At 42.6% G+C, this 14,847-nt stretch carries 13 protein-coding genes; 7 read left to right on the forward strand and 6 right to left on the reverse strand.

Features of this window, described 5'->3' with window-relative positions:
- Positions 1-36: 36 nt before the first annotated feature.
- A complete protein-coding gene (locus R8N49_RS20460; protein WP_025767997.1) occupies positions 37-918 on the reverse strand; it encodes a LysR family transcriptional regulator in 882 nt (293 codons plus the stop codon).
- 170 nt (positions 919-1,088) lie between these two features.
- The gene (locus tag R8N49_RS20465; protein ID WP_025767996.1) at positions 1,089-2,297 is read right to left on the reverse strand and encodes an MFS transporter; all 1,209 of its coding nucleotides are present in this window, start codon (positions 2,295-2,297) and stop codon (positions 1,089-1,091) included.
- A gap of 201 nt (positions 2,298-2,498) precedes the next feature.
- On the opposite strand from R8N49_RS20465, the gene soxR reads away from it, so the two are divergent.
- Positions 2,499-2,924 carry a redox-sensitive transcriptional activator SoxR gene (gene soxR / locus R8N49_RS20470; RefSeq protein ID WP_318190060.1) on the forward strand — a complete coding sequence of 142 codons (426 nt, stop codon included), beginning with the start codon at positions 2,499-2,501 and terminating at the stop codon, positions 2,922-2,924.
- Between the two features lie 18 nt (positions 2,925-2,942).
- Here soxR and R8N49_RS20475 read toward each other — a convergent pair whose 3' ends face one another.
- Both R8N49_RS20475 and R8N49_RS20480 read right to left on the reverse strand, forming a co-directional pair.
- Complete coding sequence (locus R8N49_RS20475; protein ID WP_005373896.1) at positions 2,943-3,338, reverse strand: DUF2391 family protein; 396 nt, start codon at positions 3,336-3,338, stop codon at positions 2,943-2,945.
- A gap of 13 nt (positions 3,339-3,351) precedes the next feature.
- Positions 3,352-4,197: a tetratricopeptide repeat protein gene (locus R8N49_RS20480; protein WP_005373890.1), complete on the reverse strand. Its 846-nt coding sequence runs from the start codon at positions 4,195-4,197 to the stop codon at positions 3,352-3,354.
- A gap of 200 nt (positions 4,198-4,397) precedes the next feature.
- Between R8N49_RS20480 and R8N49_RS20485 the strand changes: the two genes are divergently transcribed.
- Complete coding sequence (locus tag R8N49_RS20485) at positions 4,398-4,868, forward strand: ASCH domain-containing protein (RefSeq protein WP_186585498.1); 471 nt, start codon at positions 4,398-4,400, stop codon at positions 4,866-4,868.
- A gap of 54 nt (positions 4,869-4,922) precedes the next feature.
- Here the strand turns inward: R8N49_RS20485 and R8N49_RS20490 are convergent, their stop codons facing one another.
- Positions 4,923-5,510 carry a class I SAM-dependent methyltransferase gene (locus R8N49_RS20490; RefSeq protein ID WP_186585497.1) on the reverse strand — a complete coding sequence of 196 codons (588 nt, stop codon included), beginning with the start codon at positions 5,508-5,510 and terminating at the stop codon, positions 4,923-4,925.
- Between the two features lie 90 nt (positions 5,511-5,600).
- Positions 5,601-7,118, reverse strand: coding sequence for a phospholipase D family protein (locus R8N49_RS20495; RefSeq protein WP_171344242.1), 1,518 nt, complete (start codon positions 7,116-7,118; stop codon positions 5,601-5,603).
- A 518-nt stretch (positions 7,119-7,636) separates the two neighbouring features.
- Between R8N49_RS20495 and R8N49_RS20500 the strand changes: the two genes are divergently transcribed.
- The 5 genes from R8N49_RS20500 to R8N49_RS20520 all read left to right on the forward strand — a co-directional run.
- A complete protein-coding gene (locus R8N49_RS20500) occupies positions 7,637-8,794 on the forward strand; it encodes an efflux RND transporter periplasmic adaptor subunit (RefSeq protein WP_318190061.1) in 1,158 nt (385 codons plus the stop codon).
- A 13-nt stretch (positions 8,795-8,807) separates the two neighbouring features.
- Entirely contained in the window at positions 8,808-11,966 is a 3,159-nt protein-coding gene (locus R8N49_RS20505) for an efflux RND transporter permease subunit (protein ID WP_186585496.1), read from the forward strand.
- A 324-nt stretch (positions 11,967-12,290) separates the two neighbouring features.
- Complete coding sequence (locus tag R8N49_RS20510; RefSeq protein WP_005373876.1) at positions 12,291-12,557, forward strand: hypothetical protein; 267 nt, start codon at positions 12,291-12,293, stop codon at positions 12,555-12,557.
- Positions 12,558-12,952: 395 nt separating this feature from the next.
- Positions 12,953-13,801 carry a hypothetical protein gene (locus R8N49_RS20515; protein WP_064354528.1) on the forward strand — a complete coding sequence of 283 codons (849 nt, stop codon included), beginning with the start codon at positions 12,953-12,955 and terminating at the stop codon, positions 13,799-13,801.
- 377 nt (positions 13,802-14,178) lie between these two features.
- The coding region (locus R8N49_RS20520) for a hypothetical protein (protein WP_318190062.1) at positions 14,179-14,847 on the forward strand (669 nt) is incomplete at its 3' end.

The raw sequence follows: 14,847 nt of genomic DNA on the forward strand, positions 1-14,847 counted from the left end.
TTATTTGTTAGGCAGGTATAACTTCAGGTTATACCTTTAAACCATCTGTTGTTTTAGAGCGGTGATAAATTGCTTTGTCGCAATGGATTGAGGTGTGTGCTCTGCGAATAAAATAGAGACAGAGAAGGACATATTTGGCTCCAAAGCATGCACGGAAACGGCATTATCTTGGCGATATTGTTTTGCAGTCCAAGGGTCTACAATCGCGAATCCTGCTTCGTTTTTCACCAGTTCAGCCGCCGCGGAGTAGCTGCGGACGGTAATGGCATGTTGATAATGCTCGTCACGCGCTGACAAGGTTTGATGTAACAGCAAGCCCAGAGGGTCTCGGCTATCTAAACCGATAATGGGTAAATCGTGACTGATGAGTTCTTCTAAAATGACGGTTTTTTCTGCGGGTATCGCTGCGCTTTTAGGAGCGATCAGTGCTAAGTTTTCTTTCAATAACACGTGCCCCATGATCGCTGGTGGTGTTTCTTCACCGAACGCAATGGCGACATCCAGTTCATGTTTCAGTAATCCTGAGCACAGCTCATCGCGATTGGCCGTTAATAGCTCAAAGGAGATGCCGTGCTCTTTCGACAACAACGCGACAGTCGGCGCTAACAAGTGCGCGGCCAAAACAGGCGGGGCACCGACTCGTAAATGTTGAGTTCCCTGTTTGACTTTGTTGGTCAGAGAGCGAAATTGTCCGAGTTGTTGATAGACTTTTTCAGCCTCTGGCAATAAGGCTTTGGCTTCTTGAGTGGGAACGAGGCGACCTTTTACACGCTCAAATAAAGCGAAGCTCAGTTGTTGTTCTGTATGGGCGAGAACTCGAGTGACATTAGGTTGGGAAACGTGCAGTAAGCGAGCCGCGCCTGACACCGTTCCTGCTTGCATAATGGCGTAAAAGACTTCTAATTGCCTTAAGTTCACTGCGATTTCCCCCTGCTCATGTTGGTCACCTCAGAATACCCAACCTTGCTGATAAGCGATAGAGGCAAAAGTGCTGGCGTAAAAAATAGGAAGACGATGTTGGTTGCCTTCTTATCTCGCTTTTTCAATTTCTCAACTTCTCAACTTCTCAACTTCTCAACTTCTATGCTTCACTTTGCTGCTGCATGAAGGGGCAGGTCGTTAAACGGCTCGACGTCTCGGCTGAGTAATCCCATCAAAACCACTGCTAACACCATGACAACAGCTGCTATTGCAAAACCGTATTGTGTTAGCTCGTAATGACTTAACATCGCGATTAACACGTAACTGAGAGATTGAATGGTGGTGGCAAACATGCTGATGCCGCCATCGACGCGACCTCGTTGATGAACCGCTACGGTATGATGCATCCAGTTGACTCTCGCAATGCGATTTAGCGCGTTAAATACGCCAAACAGCGCCGTAAACAATAAGATGGTCAGCGGGCTCATCGCAAAACTCATACCGATAAGCGCAAAAGAGACCATAACCATCGAAGCGAACATAATGTGGCTATGGGAGGCACGGCTTAGCACTTTGGTGACAATAAAGCCGGTTAGCAACGAGCCGAGGCCAAAACTGATGTTGAACCCTGCAAACCAATCGCCAGAGATGCCTTGTTCAGAAAACCAAATCGGCACCAGTTTGCTCAAATACGTCAATGCAGGATAAGAGAGGCAAGAGAGCAGAATAAAGCCATAAAATCGAGGTTCGAGACGGAATATTTGTTTGCTCTCTTTGAGTTGCGCGATGAAAGCAACGGATTTTGATGCCCTTAATTGTTGGGTATAAGGCGTCAGAATATAGAACATCGCTGCTAACGCAGAGGCGCTGGCCGCAAACAAAGCAAACTCTTTCATACCCCACATTTCAAGCAAAACAATACCCAACGCGCCAGCTCCGAGGGTTGTGGATTGCATTACAATTTCTTGCTGACCCGAAATTTTCGCATACTCATGGTGCTGATAATTTTCTTGGGTGAAGGCGTTGTTGGTCGTCCATGCAAAATTACTCGAAACCCAATACACCAATTGTGCAAAAGCCAGTAACCAGTGTGACTCAAACCCTAACCAATAAGCAATGAACACCACCAAAGCCATACCCGATTGAATCCATTGATTGAGCACGAGTAGTACTTTGCGTGAATGTCGGTCAATTAAAGTGGAAAAGAAAGGCGTTGCTAGAAAAGAAATCGCGGTGCAGCTCAGAGAAACTAAAGCGACGAATGTACCCATGTTAGGTTCGGAAAGCATGACCCATGGCAGCGCCATCATGAATAAGCCAGAGGAGATACTGTCGAAGAAGCGGCCAGCTAAGTACGGCTGAGTTTTATTTTTCATTATGTTTGCCTCTAACTCCCGATGGATTTCAAAAGGTTGATGTCCAACTGTCTTGTGTTTAACAACCAAGTCGTTCGCGCTGAACACATTATCTTGAGATCGCCGGGGTTTAGCGTTAATTAAGATGGTGCAACTTTAAAACCTCAAGTAAACTTGAGGTAAAGCATTTTTTTAACAAAATTGATACACAGGGAGTCAAGGATGGAAATCAGCGTAGGAGAAGTGGCAAAACGTTCTGGAGTGAAAGTATCTGCCCTACATTTTTACGAGCAAAAAGGACTGATTTCGAGTTGGAGAAATCAAGGTAATCAGCGTCGCTACCATCGCAGTGTGTTGCGCCGTGTTGCGGTGATCAAAGCAGCGCAGCAAGTTGGGTTGTCGTTAGAAGAAATTAAACATGCGTTAGATGAACTGCCGAAACACCAAGCCCCTAACAAAGCGCAATGGGAAGAAATGGCAAGCCATTGGCATGAACAGTTAGAACAAAAGATTCAAAAACTTAAAGCGTTGCAAAACGATTTAGGCGGATGCATTGGCTGCGGGTGCTTGTCGTTAGAAACCTGCGCACTGCGAAACCCAGAAGATGTATTAGGGAAAGACCACTCGGGGTCGAACTTAACGTTATAAGAAGAGTAGCGATTATCTCTATTCTTTGTCGAAACTGTCGACTACGATCGCGCCCATCGAAGCAGGCATTGTGATGACGATAACGCGCTTTATCGCAACCAAAGGCTCATTCATGAGTGGCAGCTTATCAAGACAGAAAAGAACTAACGCTACCACAACGGCCGCAATGAGGTACGCGATAACCACACGAAAAATAAAGATGGATACGCGATTCTTGATGTGGCTTTGAAACACGCTTTGATACGCGAAAAAACTGAGGAAAATGACAGAAAGACTTAACAGCATGAGCAAGTTTGCCATTGGTAGGCTCTCACCCAATCGCCACGCCTCCTCCGAAAATGAGATCGGGACTGCTAGGGCAAAAGCACCAACCAATACTTGGCTAGCGTCTTCTAGATTAAAGTGGCTGCTCATGCTGTTTATTCCATTATTCGCTTGCTAGATGTAAGAGCTTTTCAAAACGCTCATTACCGTGCAGCAATTCGAGGTCTCGTTCTTCTGCAAGTAAATCACGAATGGATGGGCTGTATTCAATTGCGCGTTCCAAGTCTTCAATAGCTTGCTCTTCGATACCAAGGCGAGAGTATGCACACGCGCGTTGATACAGTGCAGGGCCGTTGGTGTAATCGACTTCAAGTACGCGGTTACAAATGCTAAGTGCCCAATGGTATTCGTTGATTTCCATCGCTGCGTCGGCTTTGTAAGTCAACGCTTCTAAATCACCTGGACGAATTAATAAGATTTCATCATAGATTTCAATACGTTGTTCTGGAGTTTGAGAGCTTTGTGCACGTAGCCATAAGTTATGGATCTCGTTGATTTTCTCAATCTCTTTGTTGTTTTCACTGATAATGCGAGTTTTGCGTTTTAAATCTCGCTCAAGGGCGACAAACTTTTTCTCGTATTCTTGGGCGATCTTCTCCAATCGTTTATCAGCCATCTCTTTGGTGTTGTGTTTAAACTCGCGCAGAGATTGCCATCCGACAAAGGCAATCAGCGATGCGACACCAGCAATGATGTAGAAGAAGTATGTAACGGTCACGTTGGCATAATTCAACGATTTATCTGCGACCGTTAGCTCGCGATCGGTGATCTCTGTGATCATTCGCTTTTCTAGGCTTTGATAGTCCTGACGTAGCGCTTTTAGTTCATCTAAAATATAGCGTTCCATTAATGGTCTATCTAACAGATCCGATTCTGAATACTTTTCCTCCGATGCCATTGTTGGCAAGGCAAGTATCAGCGAGAAAAAAATACCAATAAATAAGCGCATATAACGTCCTTTCACGAGAAGAGTACAGATAGACCATGCAACAATAGCAAATAGCACAAACGTTTAGCAAAGTTATTACAAAAGAAATAACAGTCGTCTACGTAGAAGTCATATTCTTGTTGTTTTTCAGTTTGTTCCTGGTGGTTATTTGTTGTGATATCTTTTATCCTCCTTGCGAATTTATGATTAATGGAGTGAGCATGGACGCGCGAGCTAAGGATTACTTAGAACAATTCCTAGAATTATTATCACCAGAACAAAGGGAAGCTGTACCATCAGTCAGTGCTGACTATTATTGTGCCGACGAATACAACGCGAATGTATGCGCAGATTTGGTTCGTATTGGACAGAAAACTGCATCGTGCAGTTTGGAGCTTTGGTATCGAGAACATGGTGAAATCATGCCCCAAGTCGGTCATTTACAAGTAGTGACGAATTGGGATGGGGACCCAGTTTGCGTGATACGAATTACTGACGTAAGTACATGCAAATATGAGGATGTAACCGCAGAGTTTGCCTTCGCAGAAGGCGAAGGTGATAGAACCTTAAACTGGTGGCGTGATGCTCATACTGCATTTTTTAGAGCTGAATGCGATGAGTTGAACATCGATTGGCATGAGAAACGTACGCTGGTTTTAGAGCGTTTTGAAGTGGTGTATCCCGTCAATTAATCTCTGATAGCAGCACTGATTTGAAGTGCTGCTTTCTTTACTGAGAGACCATTTTTAGCGCTTTCGAGCGGTCACACTAAACATGTGCCAATGTTTTTGGCTTCCGACTACAGTGGTCCCGTCTTCATCTCTTTCATGCAATGAAATGAGGTCGTAACCTTCGAATAAGCTTTCCACTTCCTTTTTTGTTAATGCGGTAATGTTTGGGTGCATTTCGAAGGTAACCCAGGAGTCTTTCACTCCCAAGAAATCACCGGAGAAGATACCGCCCGGTTGTAATGCGCTGTCTATTTTTGTCCAGACTTGTTTGAAGCCTTTGTCAGGGCAAAAGAACAAACTGGCATTTGCGATAACCAAGCTGCACTGAGGATAATTAAACTCAGTAAAACAGCACTGCGAAACTGAAAATCGCTTATTACCTTCAAAGCGTGTTAAACAAGTTTTTACTGCATCTTCATTGCTATCACATGCGTGAACCTTAAATCCCTGTTCGAGGAGAAAGTGACTGTCTCGACCTATTCCGCAGCCAATATCAAGAGCGACTTTGCCTTCTATCTTAAGTAGGTTCAGGGCATTTTCCACGTTTGGGCGGTGAGGTTGGCTTAAAATCTTCTGATAGTATTCATTCCATTGCGCTGGCATTGAACTTCCTTATGTTGGTTGTGTCCCCTGCCCAAAACTAGCGTCCATTTTGTTTTGCTTGACTGGGGAGATTTGCAGTATTGGCAACTGTTATAGCTGATCTTCAATCGGTAATATTCCGGAGAACCAAGCGCCCATTTTTCGCCATACTCCTGCTTCTGGTTCGGAGTCGTATTCTTCGCCTGTTTTTACGTCGATCCAGACAATGTCCCCGTCGCGCAGAGTTAAGGCGTAGGCGTTACTCGACAGTTGATTCGGCAGTTGTTCTAGAAACATTTGCACATATTCTGGCTGTTCGATAACAACGGCCATTTCGGTATTCAAAGCTGCCGAACGTGGGTCCCAGTTCATTGAACCAACGAAAAGTGTTTTGTTATCAATCGTCATTGCTTTAGCGTGTAAACTTGCTCTGCTACTCCCCGTGAGGCTCCACTTACTTTTGAGTTTTGCGCTCGCTTTTACTTCCCAAAGCTTGATTCCAGCTTCGAGTAGATCTTTTCGATATTTTGCGTACCAACCATGCACGGCAAACACATCGTTAGACGCGAGGCTATTGGTCACAATCGTGATATCAACGCCTCGCTTGGCCGCGTTACTTAATGCTTGAGTACCTACTTTAGTAGGAACGAAATAAGGAGAAATGAGCACAAATGAATCCTCAACACTTTTAACCAGTTCCGACAAATTATCAATAAGTTGGCTCTCTCGGGTTGCGACTTTATCGGGCAGATCAAACCATACTTTCGCTTCTCCCCAGTAGAGCTTGAGTTTGCCTTGTTTTAGATCTTGGTACATATCCAGTTGTGTGAAGTCATAGCGGCCGGTTGAAAACTTTTCCTCTAACCGGAGTTTATTGACCTGCTTTTGAATCGCTTGGTCGGTAATTTGCTGTGAATTCGGTGTAATCCATTCCATTGGTATCGCATAGGCGCTATTCCAGTAGAGGTCGAACTGATCGGCAGTTTGTTGTACCGCCTCACCATAGAGCAGAAGATCAAAATCACCAAACTCAACTTGCGATTCAAAAGAGAAGTATTCATTGCCGATATTTCTACCTCCGACAATGGCGGAAACACTGTCTGCAATCAGAGACTTATTGTGCATACGACGATTAAGACGTTCAAAATCGCTAGCAAGAGCGAACCAACGGGAGTCGCGATACTGATGCGGGTTAAATAAGCGGATTTCTATATTAGGATGTGCATTGAGGGCAGCCATCACATCGTCGTTTCGCTTTTGCATATCGTCAAGCAACAGCCTTACTCGAACACCACGCTTTGCCGCTTCATACAAGCGCCACGTTATTAGCTGACTCGTTTCGTCACCACGGTAAATATAGTATTGAAGATCAAGGCTTTTCTGGGCGGACTCGATCAAAGAGGTTCGAGCAAGAAGGGCATCGTGTCCCTGATTTAACGGTGCAAAGCCAGTTATGGACTTAGGGTCTCTCCCGTAAGCTTCAAAGTACTGCGCAAGAACAGAATCCTTTTGATAACCGAGCTGAAAGCTGGTGGACTTTTCACTGGCGTCATTCAACGATACGGATGAGCATGCCGATAAAATAGTGAGCAGCGAGGGGAAGAGCAACTTGGCGAGTGTTTGTAACAAAGCACATTTCCTTGTCTTACAGAGTGTTACCTACTCCAAATTATAGACTTAAGCTGACGCCACATGCACCCAGAACCGTTTGATAACGAGCGATTAATCAATGAATTGCCATAGAGCCTGCACTAAGTTCAACTTTTAGAGCGCAGATAATCATTTATTTTAATTATCATTATGGCCGTATTGGTCATAATCACTAATATCTGGTGATTATGACCAATAGCACACTGGATAAAATAATGATTTTTATATAACCATATGATTTTTAATAAATAAATGCTTGGCATGTCATTTGCTGTTTAGAACAAAAGTTAAGTCAGAGCAACTTGCGCAGTTGGTTAATTTTTTGTTAATTTTATTAACTTTGAATTGGCAATAACTATCTAGTTCGCTGCTTAAAAGACTAGGCAAGCGCCGCTTTGATGTTTATTCAAATTCAATTCTCTCATCACCATGCTTACCGGGAGCAATGGACTGAATAAAAGTGTGGTGTTGAAAACAACAATAAAAAAGGATTTTCGATGTTAGCAAAACCCATATTACGTTGGCTTTTACCCTTCGTCGTCGTTGGAGGCTCTTATGCAGGATATGCTGCAATTGCCGCAACTGCGCCGGAAAAAGAGTCAACCAAAGATGCAATTACAGAACCTACTGTTCAGGCTTCTTCTCTTTTTCCTACTGATCACAAAGTGGTGATTACCAGTCACGGTGAATTAGTCCCTTTTGAAAAAACACACCTTTCCGCGCAAGTCAGTGGTGAAGTGATAAGTTGGCACCCGAATTTTGTAACGGGTGGCATCGTGAAACGAGGAGAGGTTCTTTTCACAATTGAAAGCGACAACTATGAAGCGTCGGTTTTACAAGCTGAAGCCGATTTAGCTAGTGCACGCGCAAACTTGATTGAGGAACAAGCGAAAGCCGAAGTGGCAAAACGTCAGGCAAAGAGACTGAGCGATAAGCAAGTGACGGATCTGTATTTACGCAAGCCTCACGTTTTGAGCGCACAAGCGCAAGTAAAGTCGGCTCAAGCGGCACTCAAACGAGCAAAAAGAGAGTTAGAAAATTGCAAAGTCGTTGCACCTTACGATGCGCTGGTTGTTGAGCGTGATATTGGTGTTGGTCAATTTGTTACATCTGGTTCTCGAGTTGCCACATTAAACAACATCGAAGTGGCAGAGGTGCACGTACCGATTGCCGGTTTTGATAGTGCATTTTTACCCGAATCCATTGGTGAACTCACTGCGACAGTGACGCAGCAAGGTGTGTTTTCTACCACTAGAGAAGGTCGAGTAGTTCGTGATCTAGGCATGATTGATAGCGCTACCCGAATGATTAACATGGTCATTCAAATCGCGGACCCATACGGTGTCGATAACCAGCAGCCTCCAATTAAATTCGGCTCCTACGTTGAAGTGAGCTTCACTGGTAAGGAACTTAAGCATATCTACCGCTTGCCACAGGAATTAGTAAAAAATCGTACCGTGTGGGTAGTGAATGGCGATAATCAACTTCAACCCAGAACTGTCAGGGTTTTGAGAGCAGAAGGTGAGTTTTTGTTGGTGGGCGAAGGTTTAGAGCAAAGTGATAAGTTGGTACTGACCTTGCCCGAGTACCCTCAAAAAGGCATGGCGGTACAAATCGCAAAAAAGAGTGACGACTCCGAAACCGTCGTACAGTAAGTAGGAGTATGTCATGGAAGATACTAAACAAAAGGGCTTAATTGCCTATTTTGCGAATAACCCCGTCGCTGCCAACCTTTTGATGGTGTTCATCATTATCATGGGTGTGGTGAGCTTTCTCTTTATTCAAAGGCAGATGTTTCCGAATATTGAGGTGAACTACATTGATGTTCGTGCGACTTATCCTGGCGCTTCTCCTCAAGAGATAGAAGAGAGTATTCTCGTTAAGGTCGAGGAATCGATTAAAGACGTCACCGGGATTAAAAAAGCAGTCTCAACGGCCTCTAGAGGTAGCGCGTATGTTTCCATCGAGGTAGACGTTAATGCCGATATCAAGCGTGTCTTAGATGATGTAAACCAACGTATTGATACCTTATCTAACTTACCAGCGGGTATGGAACCAATCAATGTCTACCAAGTTGAATGGCGCCAAGATGTAATCGAAATGGGGTTAGTTGGGGACCGACCGCTCGAGGAGCTTAAACCGCTTGCTAAGCAAATCGAAGATGAATTACTTCAGTTAGAAAACGTCATGCTGGTGTATCTGAGTGCGCCAGAAGAAGAAATAGCGATTGAAGTTGACCCACTTGTTCTTCGTAAATACGACCTTACGTTGAGCGATATCAGCAGCGCGATCAGCCGTTATTCAGCTAACTTTTCTGCGGGCGAAGTAAAAACAAACTCAGGGATGATTGCAGTAAGGATTGAAAACCAATACTACCGTGGTGATGAGTTTAGAAATATTCCTGTAAAGCTTGGCGCAAATGGTGCGAAGGTTTTACTGCAAGATATCGCCACGATCAAAGATGGCTTTACGGAAGAAGAGCGCTATTTTGAATACTCAGGGCAAAATGCGATCTACATGTCTGTTGAAGCAACTCGTGATCAGAACATTATCCCTGTTGCACAGTCCGTTCGTAATTATATTGAAGCAAAAAACAAGACATTGCCGCAGGATGTTAAGCTCAAAGTCTTAGTTGATACGACTTATTATTTAAATGGGCGTCTCGACATGATGTTGAAAAACTTGCTGCAAGGCGCTGCATTAGTCGCGATTATGCTGACCATTTTCCTACGTTTCCGCTTGGCTATGTGGGTAATGATTGGGCTACCTGTCTGTTTCCTCGGTGCTGTAATGATGATGCCAGCTTTGGGTATTACAGTGAACATCGTCTCGCTGTTTGCTTTCATCATGGTGCTCGGAATTGTGGTGGATGACGCCATCGTCATGGGAGAAAGTGCGTACAGTGAAATCGAAGAAAAGGGCGGCGGTGTCGAGAACGTGGTACGCGGTGTCAAACGTGTTGCTACGCCAGCGACATTTGGTGTTCTGACAACGATTGCTGTATTCGCACCATTCTTGCTTTCGAGTGGTATTGATAGCGCTTTCTTTTACGGCATTGCTGGTGTCGTGATTCTGTGTTTGATCTTCAGTTTGATTGAATCAAAGTTGATCCTACCAGCGCACTTGGCGCATACCCATTTTAAGCCAGTTAAACCAGGTGGCTGGCGTGACCGATTTAACCAACGTTTTTTTGGTTTTGTAAATGGTCCATATCGTAACTTTGTAACAACATGCACCCATTGGCGCTGGACAGTGTTTGCGGTGTTCTGTGGTTTACTGCTGATCAGCGCGGCTTTGATCAACGCGAATTATGTTCGGGTGATCCCTAACCCTAAAGTGCCGACTGACTATCCTGCGATCACTATTGAAATGAATGATACCGTTTCAAGTGAGCAGACAATCAGTGCACTCAAGACTATTGAACGTGTCATGCAAAAGATCGAATCTGAGACCATTGCAGAACATGGTCAAGGAATGATTCGTGATGTGCTGTCTTACAACAGAAGCCGCACCGAAGGTCGTGTATTAGTACCTCTGGTTGATGAAGAGTTACGCCCGTTCAATACATTTGAACTGGCTCGACGTTGGCGTGAAGCTATGCCTGTTATTCCCGGTATGAAGAGCATCAAAATCCGTGAGCAGAGTGCGGGTGGTGGTGACAGAGATGAGTTTGGCTACTTGTTGTTTGGCTCTAACATCAATGAGCTCAACGAGGCTGGGCGTTACTTGATAGAGCGTTTACAGCAGGAAGAAGGGTTATATGATATTTCATCTTCTATTGATTCTGGAAGCAAAGAAGTACTCCTGTCTCTTGCGCCTGTAGCGCACGATCTCGGTCTGGATCTCACCATGATCGCAGAGCAAGTTGGTGGCAGCTTTTATGGTGGCGAAGCACAGCGCATTATTCGTGATGGTGAAGAAATTAAAGTTATGGTGCGTTACCCGCAACTGACGCGTGAAGCATTCTCATCATTGCGTTACGCTGTGATTACCACACCAGCAGGTAAGAAGGTCATGCTAGGTGATGTGGTGAAGATCAACGAGCAGCCGGGCGTGAGTAGCATTCGACGTGAAGGCGGGTATCAAACCGTTTATGTCTATGGTTCGATAGACGAAGAATTGGTTGAACCTCAAGAAATCGTAAAGGTCATTGACGACAATATCTTACCGGATATGAAGCAAGCGTTCTCGAGTGTGAAAACAGAATTGGGTGGTGATATTGAAGAGCAGGCTGCGCAGCGTAATGAACAGATTTTGTTCTTTATTGCAGGCATGATCATCGTCTACATCTTGTTAGCTGTACCGTTAAAAAGTTATACCCAACCTTTGATTGTAATGTCCGTCATTCCGTTTAGTCTGACGGGGGCGATTTGGGGCCATTTCTGGCTAGGTTTAGACATCAGTATGATGTCGACATTTGGTTTGATCGCCGCTGCTGGCGTGGTTATCAACGACTCTCTGGTTATGACAGATTACGTAAACCAAGTGAGAGAAAAGGGTATGAACATCAAACAAGCGGTTGTTGAGGCGGGTTGTGCTCGTTTTCGAGCTATCACTCTCACCTCAATAACGACGTTTGCGGGTGTATTGCCGATAATGTTTGAAACGAGTTTGCAGGCGCGTTTTGTCATACCGATGGCTGTCGCTTTGGGCTTTGCGGTGTTGTACGCAACGGTTCTGACTTTAGTGTTGGTGCCTTGTTTGTATTTAATGCTTGAAGATATTAAAAATATTTTCAGATCGATTAAGAGGTTTATCCATCGTTTGATTAATCGTTTCAGAAAGTCGCCAGTGACGTCGAGCGTTGAAGCAAGCGTATCGAGTTAACAAGCTTGATGTTAACGATTAGGAGCAGCCTTCGGGCTGCTTTTTTGTTTCCGCATTTTGATTCAAAGTGATTTTTTAGTGGGCAGTTACGTAATTATCTGATGAGAAAACTGCCTGACAAAGCATTTATAATATGTATGTTTCTAATGTTTTAAATTCGCATGGTTAATTTGACACTTGGTTAGCGAAATTTACCAGACGAAGATAACGTTGAATATGAGGTTTTATTTAAGCTGTTGAAAAATAACAAAATAAAAGTTGGCATCGTATGTGCAATATATGAATTGTAATTAAAATTAACTGCTAATCCTCAAGGAGCTTATTATGAAAAGCGTATTTCTATCTACTCTAAGTCTTATTGCTGTAATGTCATCACCAATCGCTGCTGCTAACACTTTAGACAAAGAGGAGTGGAGCTCAGATTTACGTCAGGACTTTTCTGAAATGAAACATGAAGCTATAGCAGATATTCAGCAAATGAACATGGATGCCATTCACGCACGTGATGAGCGTATCGTGAAAAACATTAAAGATGAGCAAGAACAGTTAGTAAAGGTAACGTGCCACAAAGAGAAAGCAAGCAAGTCATAAACGCCGATAAAAGAGACTAACAGACGAAAATGAATCCAATACGAGTTCGGTGTTAGTTAGCAGTAAGCACTGACCTTGTTGCTCTACTTGCCAGCCTTTTAAGGCTGGCTTTTTTGTTTCTCATTTCATGGGTGGAGATCAGATCCTCAAGCTTATTATCAATAGTTGGCGTGTTTGATGAGCTATTGCTGGATGGAGGGGATGTAACTTTCAAAAGTGTAGATTTCAGTAAAGTGGAGGTGATGTTAGATATTTAAAATTTTGAAAAGATCCGATCTCCTTTTTGACCTTCATAATACCTTAGTATGTGGCTTACCTTTACTTGAATTAGAACTCATATTTCAGGCGTTCGTTTAAAGGTATTGATGCATATTTGAAGAGTAAGAGATAGACATATGAGTTTTATTAAAATGTGTAAAGATGGTTTTAGAGGAAAGCCGGATTTCTCTGACTTATTACATAATGCGTTCCAGATAGATGACTTAGTGCTGTCATTTGAGTGTCCGAACAACATATATGAAGGACATGTATACCAGGATCTTGTTAATTTAGAACAGTTCGATGTTGAATCAAAAATAGAGAGGCATGAAAGGTTTGTAAAGTTAGCTACGGTATATTTTTTGTTTCAGAAGAAAATATTAAACCCTTTGCTTCCTATTAACAAACAAGGTGGATTATATATTAGGCTACGGGTTAAATCTACTGGAGAAGATATTGATAATATTAGTCAATTGTCCTCATTTTTAGAGAGAGAATATTATGATTTTTATCATGCCCCGGAGCAAAGTGAAGGCTCTATGAGGGGGTATCATACAGACTTGATGAAAGAATTGACTAAGCGTGCGAATAAACAATGGGGAGAAATTCCAGAAAGTGAAGACCGAAAAAGAGAAAAAGAAGAATATTTAATTAGAGGTTTCTTAAGTGGTTATCCACCAATAAAGTGTGAGATAGTTGAAGTTGGAAAAAACAAATACTCAAAATACTCAGAAGGTAATCTTAAGTATAAGAGTGAATTACGAAGAGTATACAATTTACCCATAAAAAATGAATTCTACCTGAGCATCGAGTTTTGGTATAAGTACGAATCGATGTTTGCTAAGCAGAAGTTTTTAGATTGGGTGAGAAGTGCGGATGAAACCTTTGAAAAAAAAGTATTGGAATTACTGGATTTGTCTCCGCTCATCGACTCGTATACAGCCAAAGCAGTAAAGGGGTTGAACGAAAAAACTAAGGCTGAGTAACACAGCGTCAGTGTCAAGAAAAGCTAGCAAAGTATGTAGCCATGAGAGAAAAATGAATCAAATTGGATGTCTATTTACCTTTGTACGCCATGGCGCATATAAAGCCAATGGATTTAGTATAGAGCTTATCACAAATATCAATACATATTTAAATAACAAGAGATATAAATATTAATTTTATCAAAATCTTTAAAGATGGGTTTAGAGGGAAACCAGATTTTGCACACTTGTTACATAATGTATTCCAGATAGATGACTTAGTACTATCATTTGAATGTCCGAACAATATATATGAAGGTCATGTATACCAAGATTTTATTGAATTACAACGATTCAATATTGATTCAAAAGTAGAGCGGCATGAAAAGTTTATAAACTTGGCCACGATTTATTTCTCTTTTCAAAATAGAATAATAAATCCACTATTACCAATCAATAAACAAGGTAGCTTATATATTCGGTTAAGGATTAAATCTTCAGATAAATATATTACTAGTGTTAATCAACTATCTTCATTTATAGAGAAAGAGTACGTGGATTTTTATCATGCTGTAGAGTCACCTGACGGCTCTCGAAAAGGTGATCATACAGAGTTGATGAATGATGCCATTGCGTACGCAAATCATCGTTGGGGAATGGACCCGATAAACGAAGAAAAAAAGAGAGCGAAAGAAGAGTTCCTTATAGGAGAGTTTCTTCGTGGTTACCCTCCAATCAAATGCCAAGATATCAAGATTGGTGAAAATACATTTTCAAAATATGTAGAAGGAAATTTGGAGTATAAAAAAGACTATCGAAGAGTGTACAATTTGCCTATCAAAAATGAGTTTTACTTTAGTATTGAATTTTTATATGAAATCGAGCCTATGTTTGCTCAAAAAAAGTTTTTAGATTGGGTAAGACACGCGGATGAAATCTTTGAAAAAAATGTTTTAGAGTTGCTAGCACTGTCTCCGCTTATTGATTCGCCCCGATTTCAGATAATAAGTGCGACATTCATGGATAGGTGTAGAAGAGGAAGTCAACTACTGAAAGTGGTACGCTCT

It is taken from the genome of Vibrio sp. 1978 (assembly GCF_033344345.1).

Bases quoted from the DNA above. Each gene is read 5' to 3' on its own strand.
- soxR (WP_318190060.1), top strand. From the start codon at position 2,499: ATGGAAATCAGCGTAGGAGAAGTGGCAAAACGTTCTGGAGTGAAAGTA.
- R8N49_RS20515 (WP_064354528.1), top strand. From the start codon at position 12,953: ATGAGTTTTATTAAAATGTGTAAAGATGGTTTTAGAGGAAAGCCGGAT.
- R8N49_RS20505 (WP_186585496.1), top strand. From the start codon at position 8,808: ATGGAAGATACTAAACAAAAGGGCTTAATTGCCTATTTTGCGAATAAC.
- R8N49_RS20510 (WP_005373876.1), top strand. From the start codon at position 12,291: ATGAAAAGCGTATTTCTATCTACTCTAAGTCTTATTGCTGTAATGTCA.
- R8N49_RS20475 (WP_005373896.1), bottom strand. From the start codon at position 3,338: ATGAGCAGCCACTTTAATCTAGAAGACGCTAGCCAAGTATTGGTTGGT.
- R8N49_RS20500 (WP_318190061.1), top strand. From the start codon at position 7,637: ATGTTAGCAAAACCCATATTACGTTGGCTTTTACCCTTCGTCGTCGTT.
- R8N49_RS20465 (WP_025767996.1), bottom strand. From the start codon at position 2,297: ATGAAAAATAAAACTCAGCCGTACTTAGCTGGCCGCTTCTTCGACAGT.
- R8N49_RS20485 (WP_186585498.1), top strand. From the start codon at position 4,398: ATGGACGCGCGAGCTAAGGATTACTTAGAACAATTCCTAGAATTATTA.
- R8N49_RS20490 (WP_186585497.1), bottom strand. From the start codon at position 5,510: ATGCCAGCGCAATGGAATGAATACTATCAGAAGATTTTAAGCCAACCT.
- R8N49_RS20480 (WP_005373890.1), bottom strand. From the start codon at position 4,197: ATGCGCTTATTTATTGGTATTTTTTTCTCGCTGATACTTGCCTTGCCA.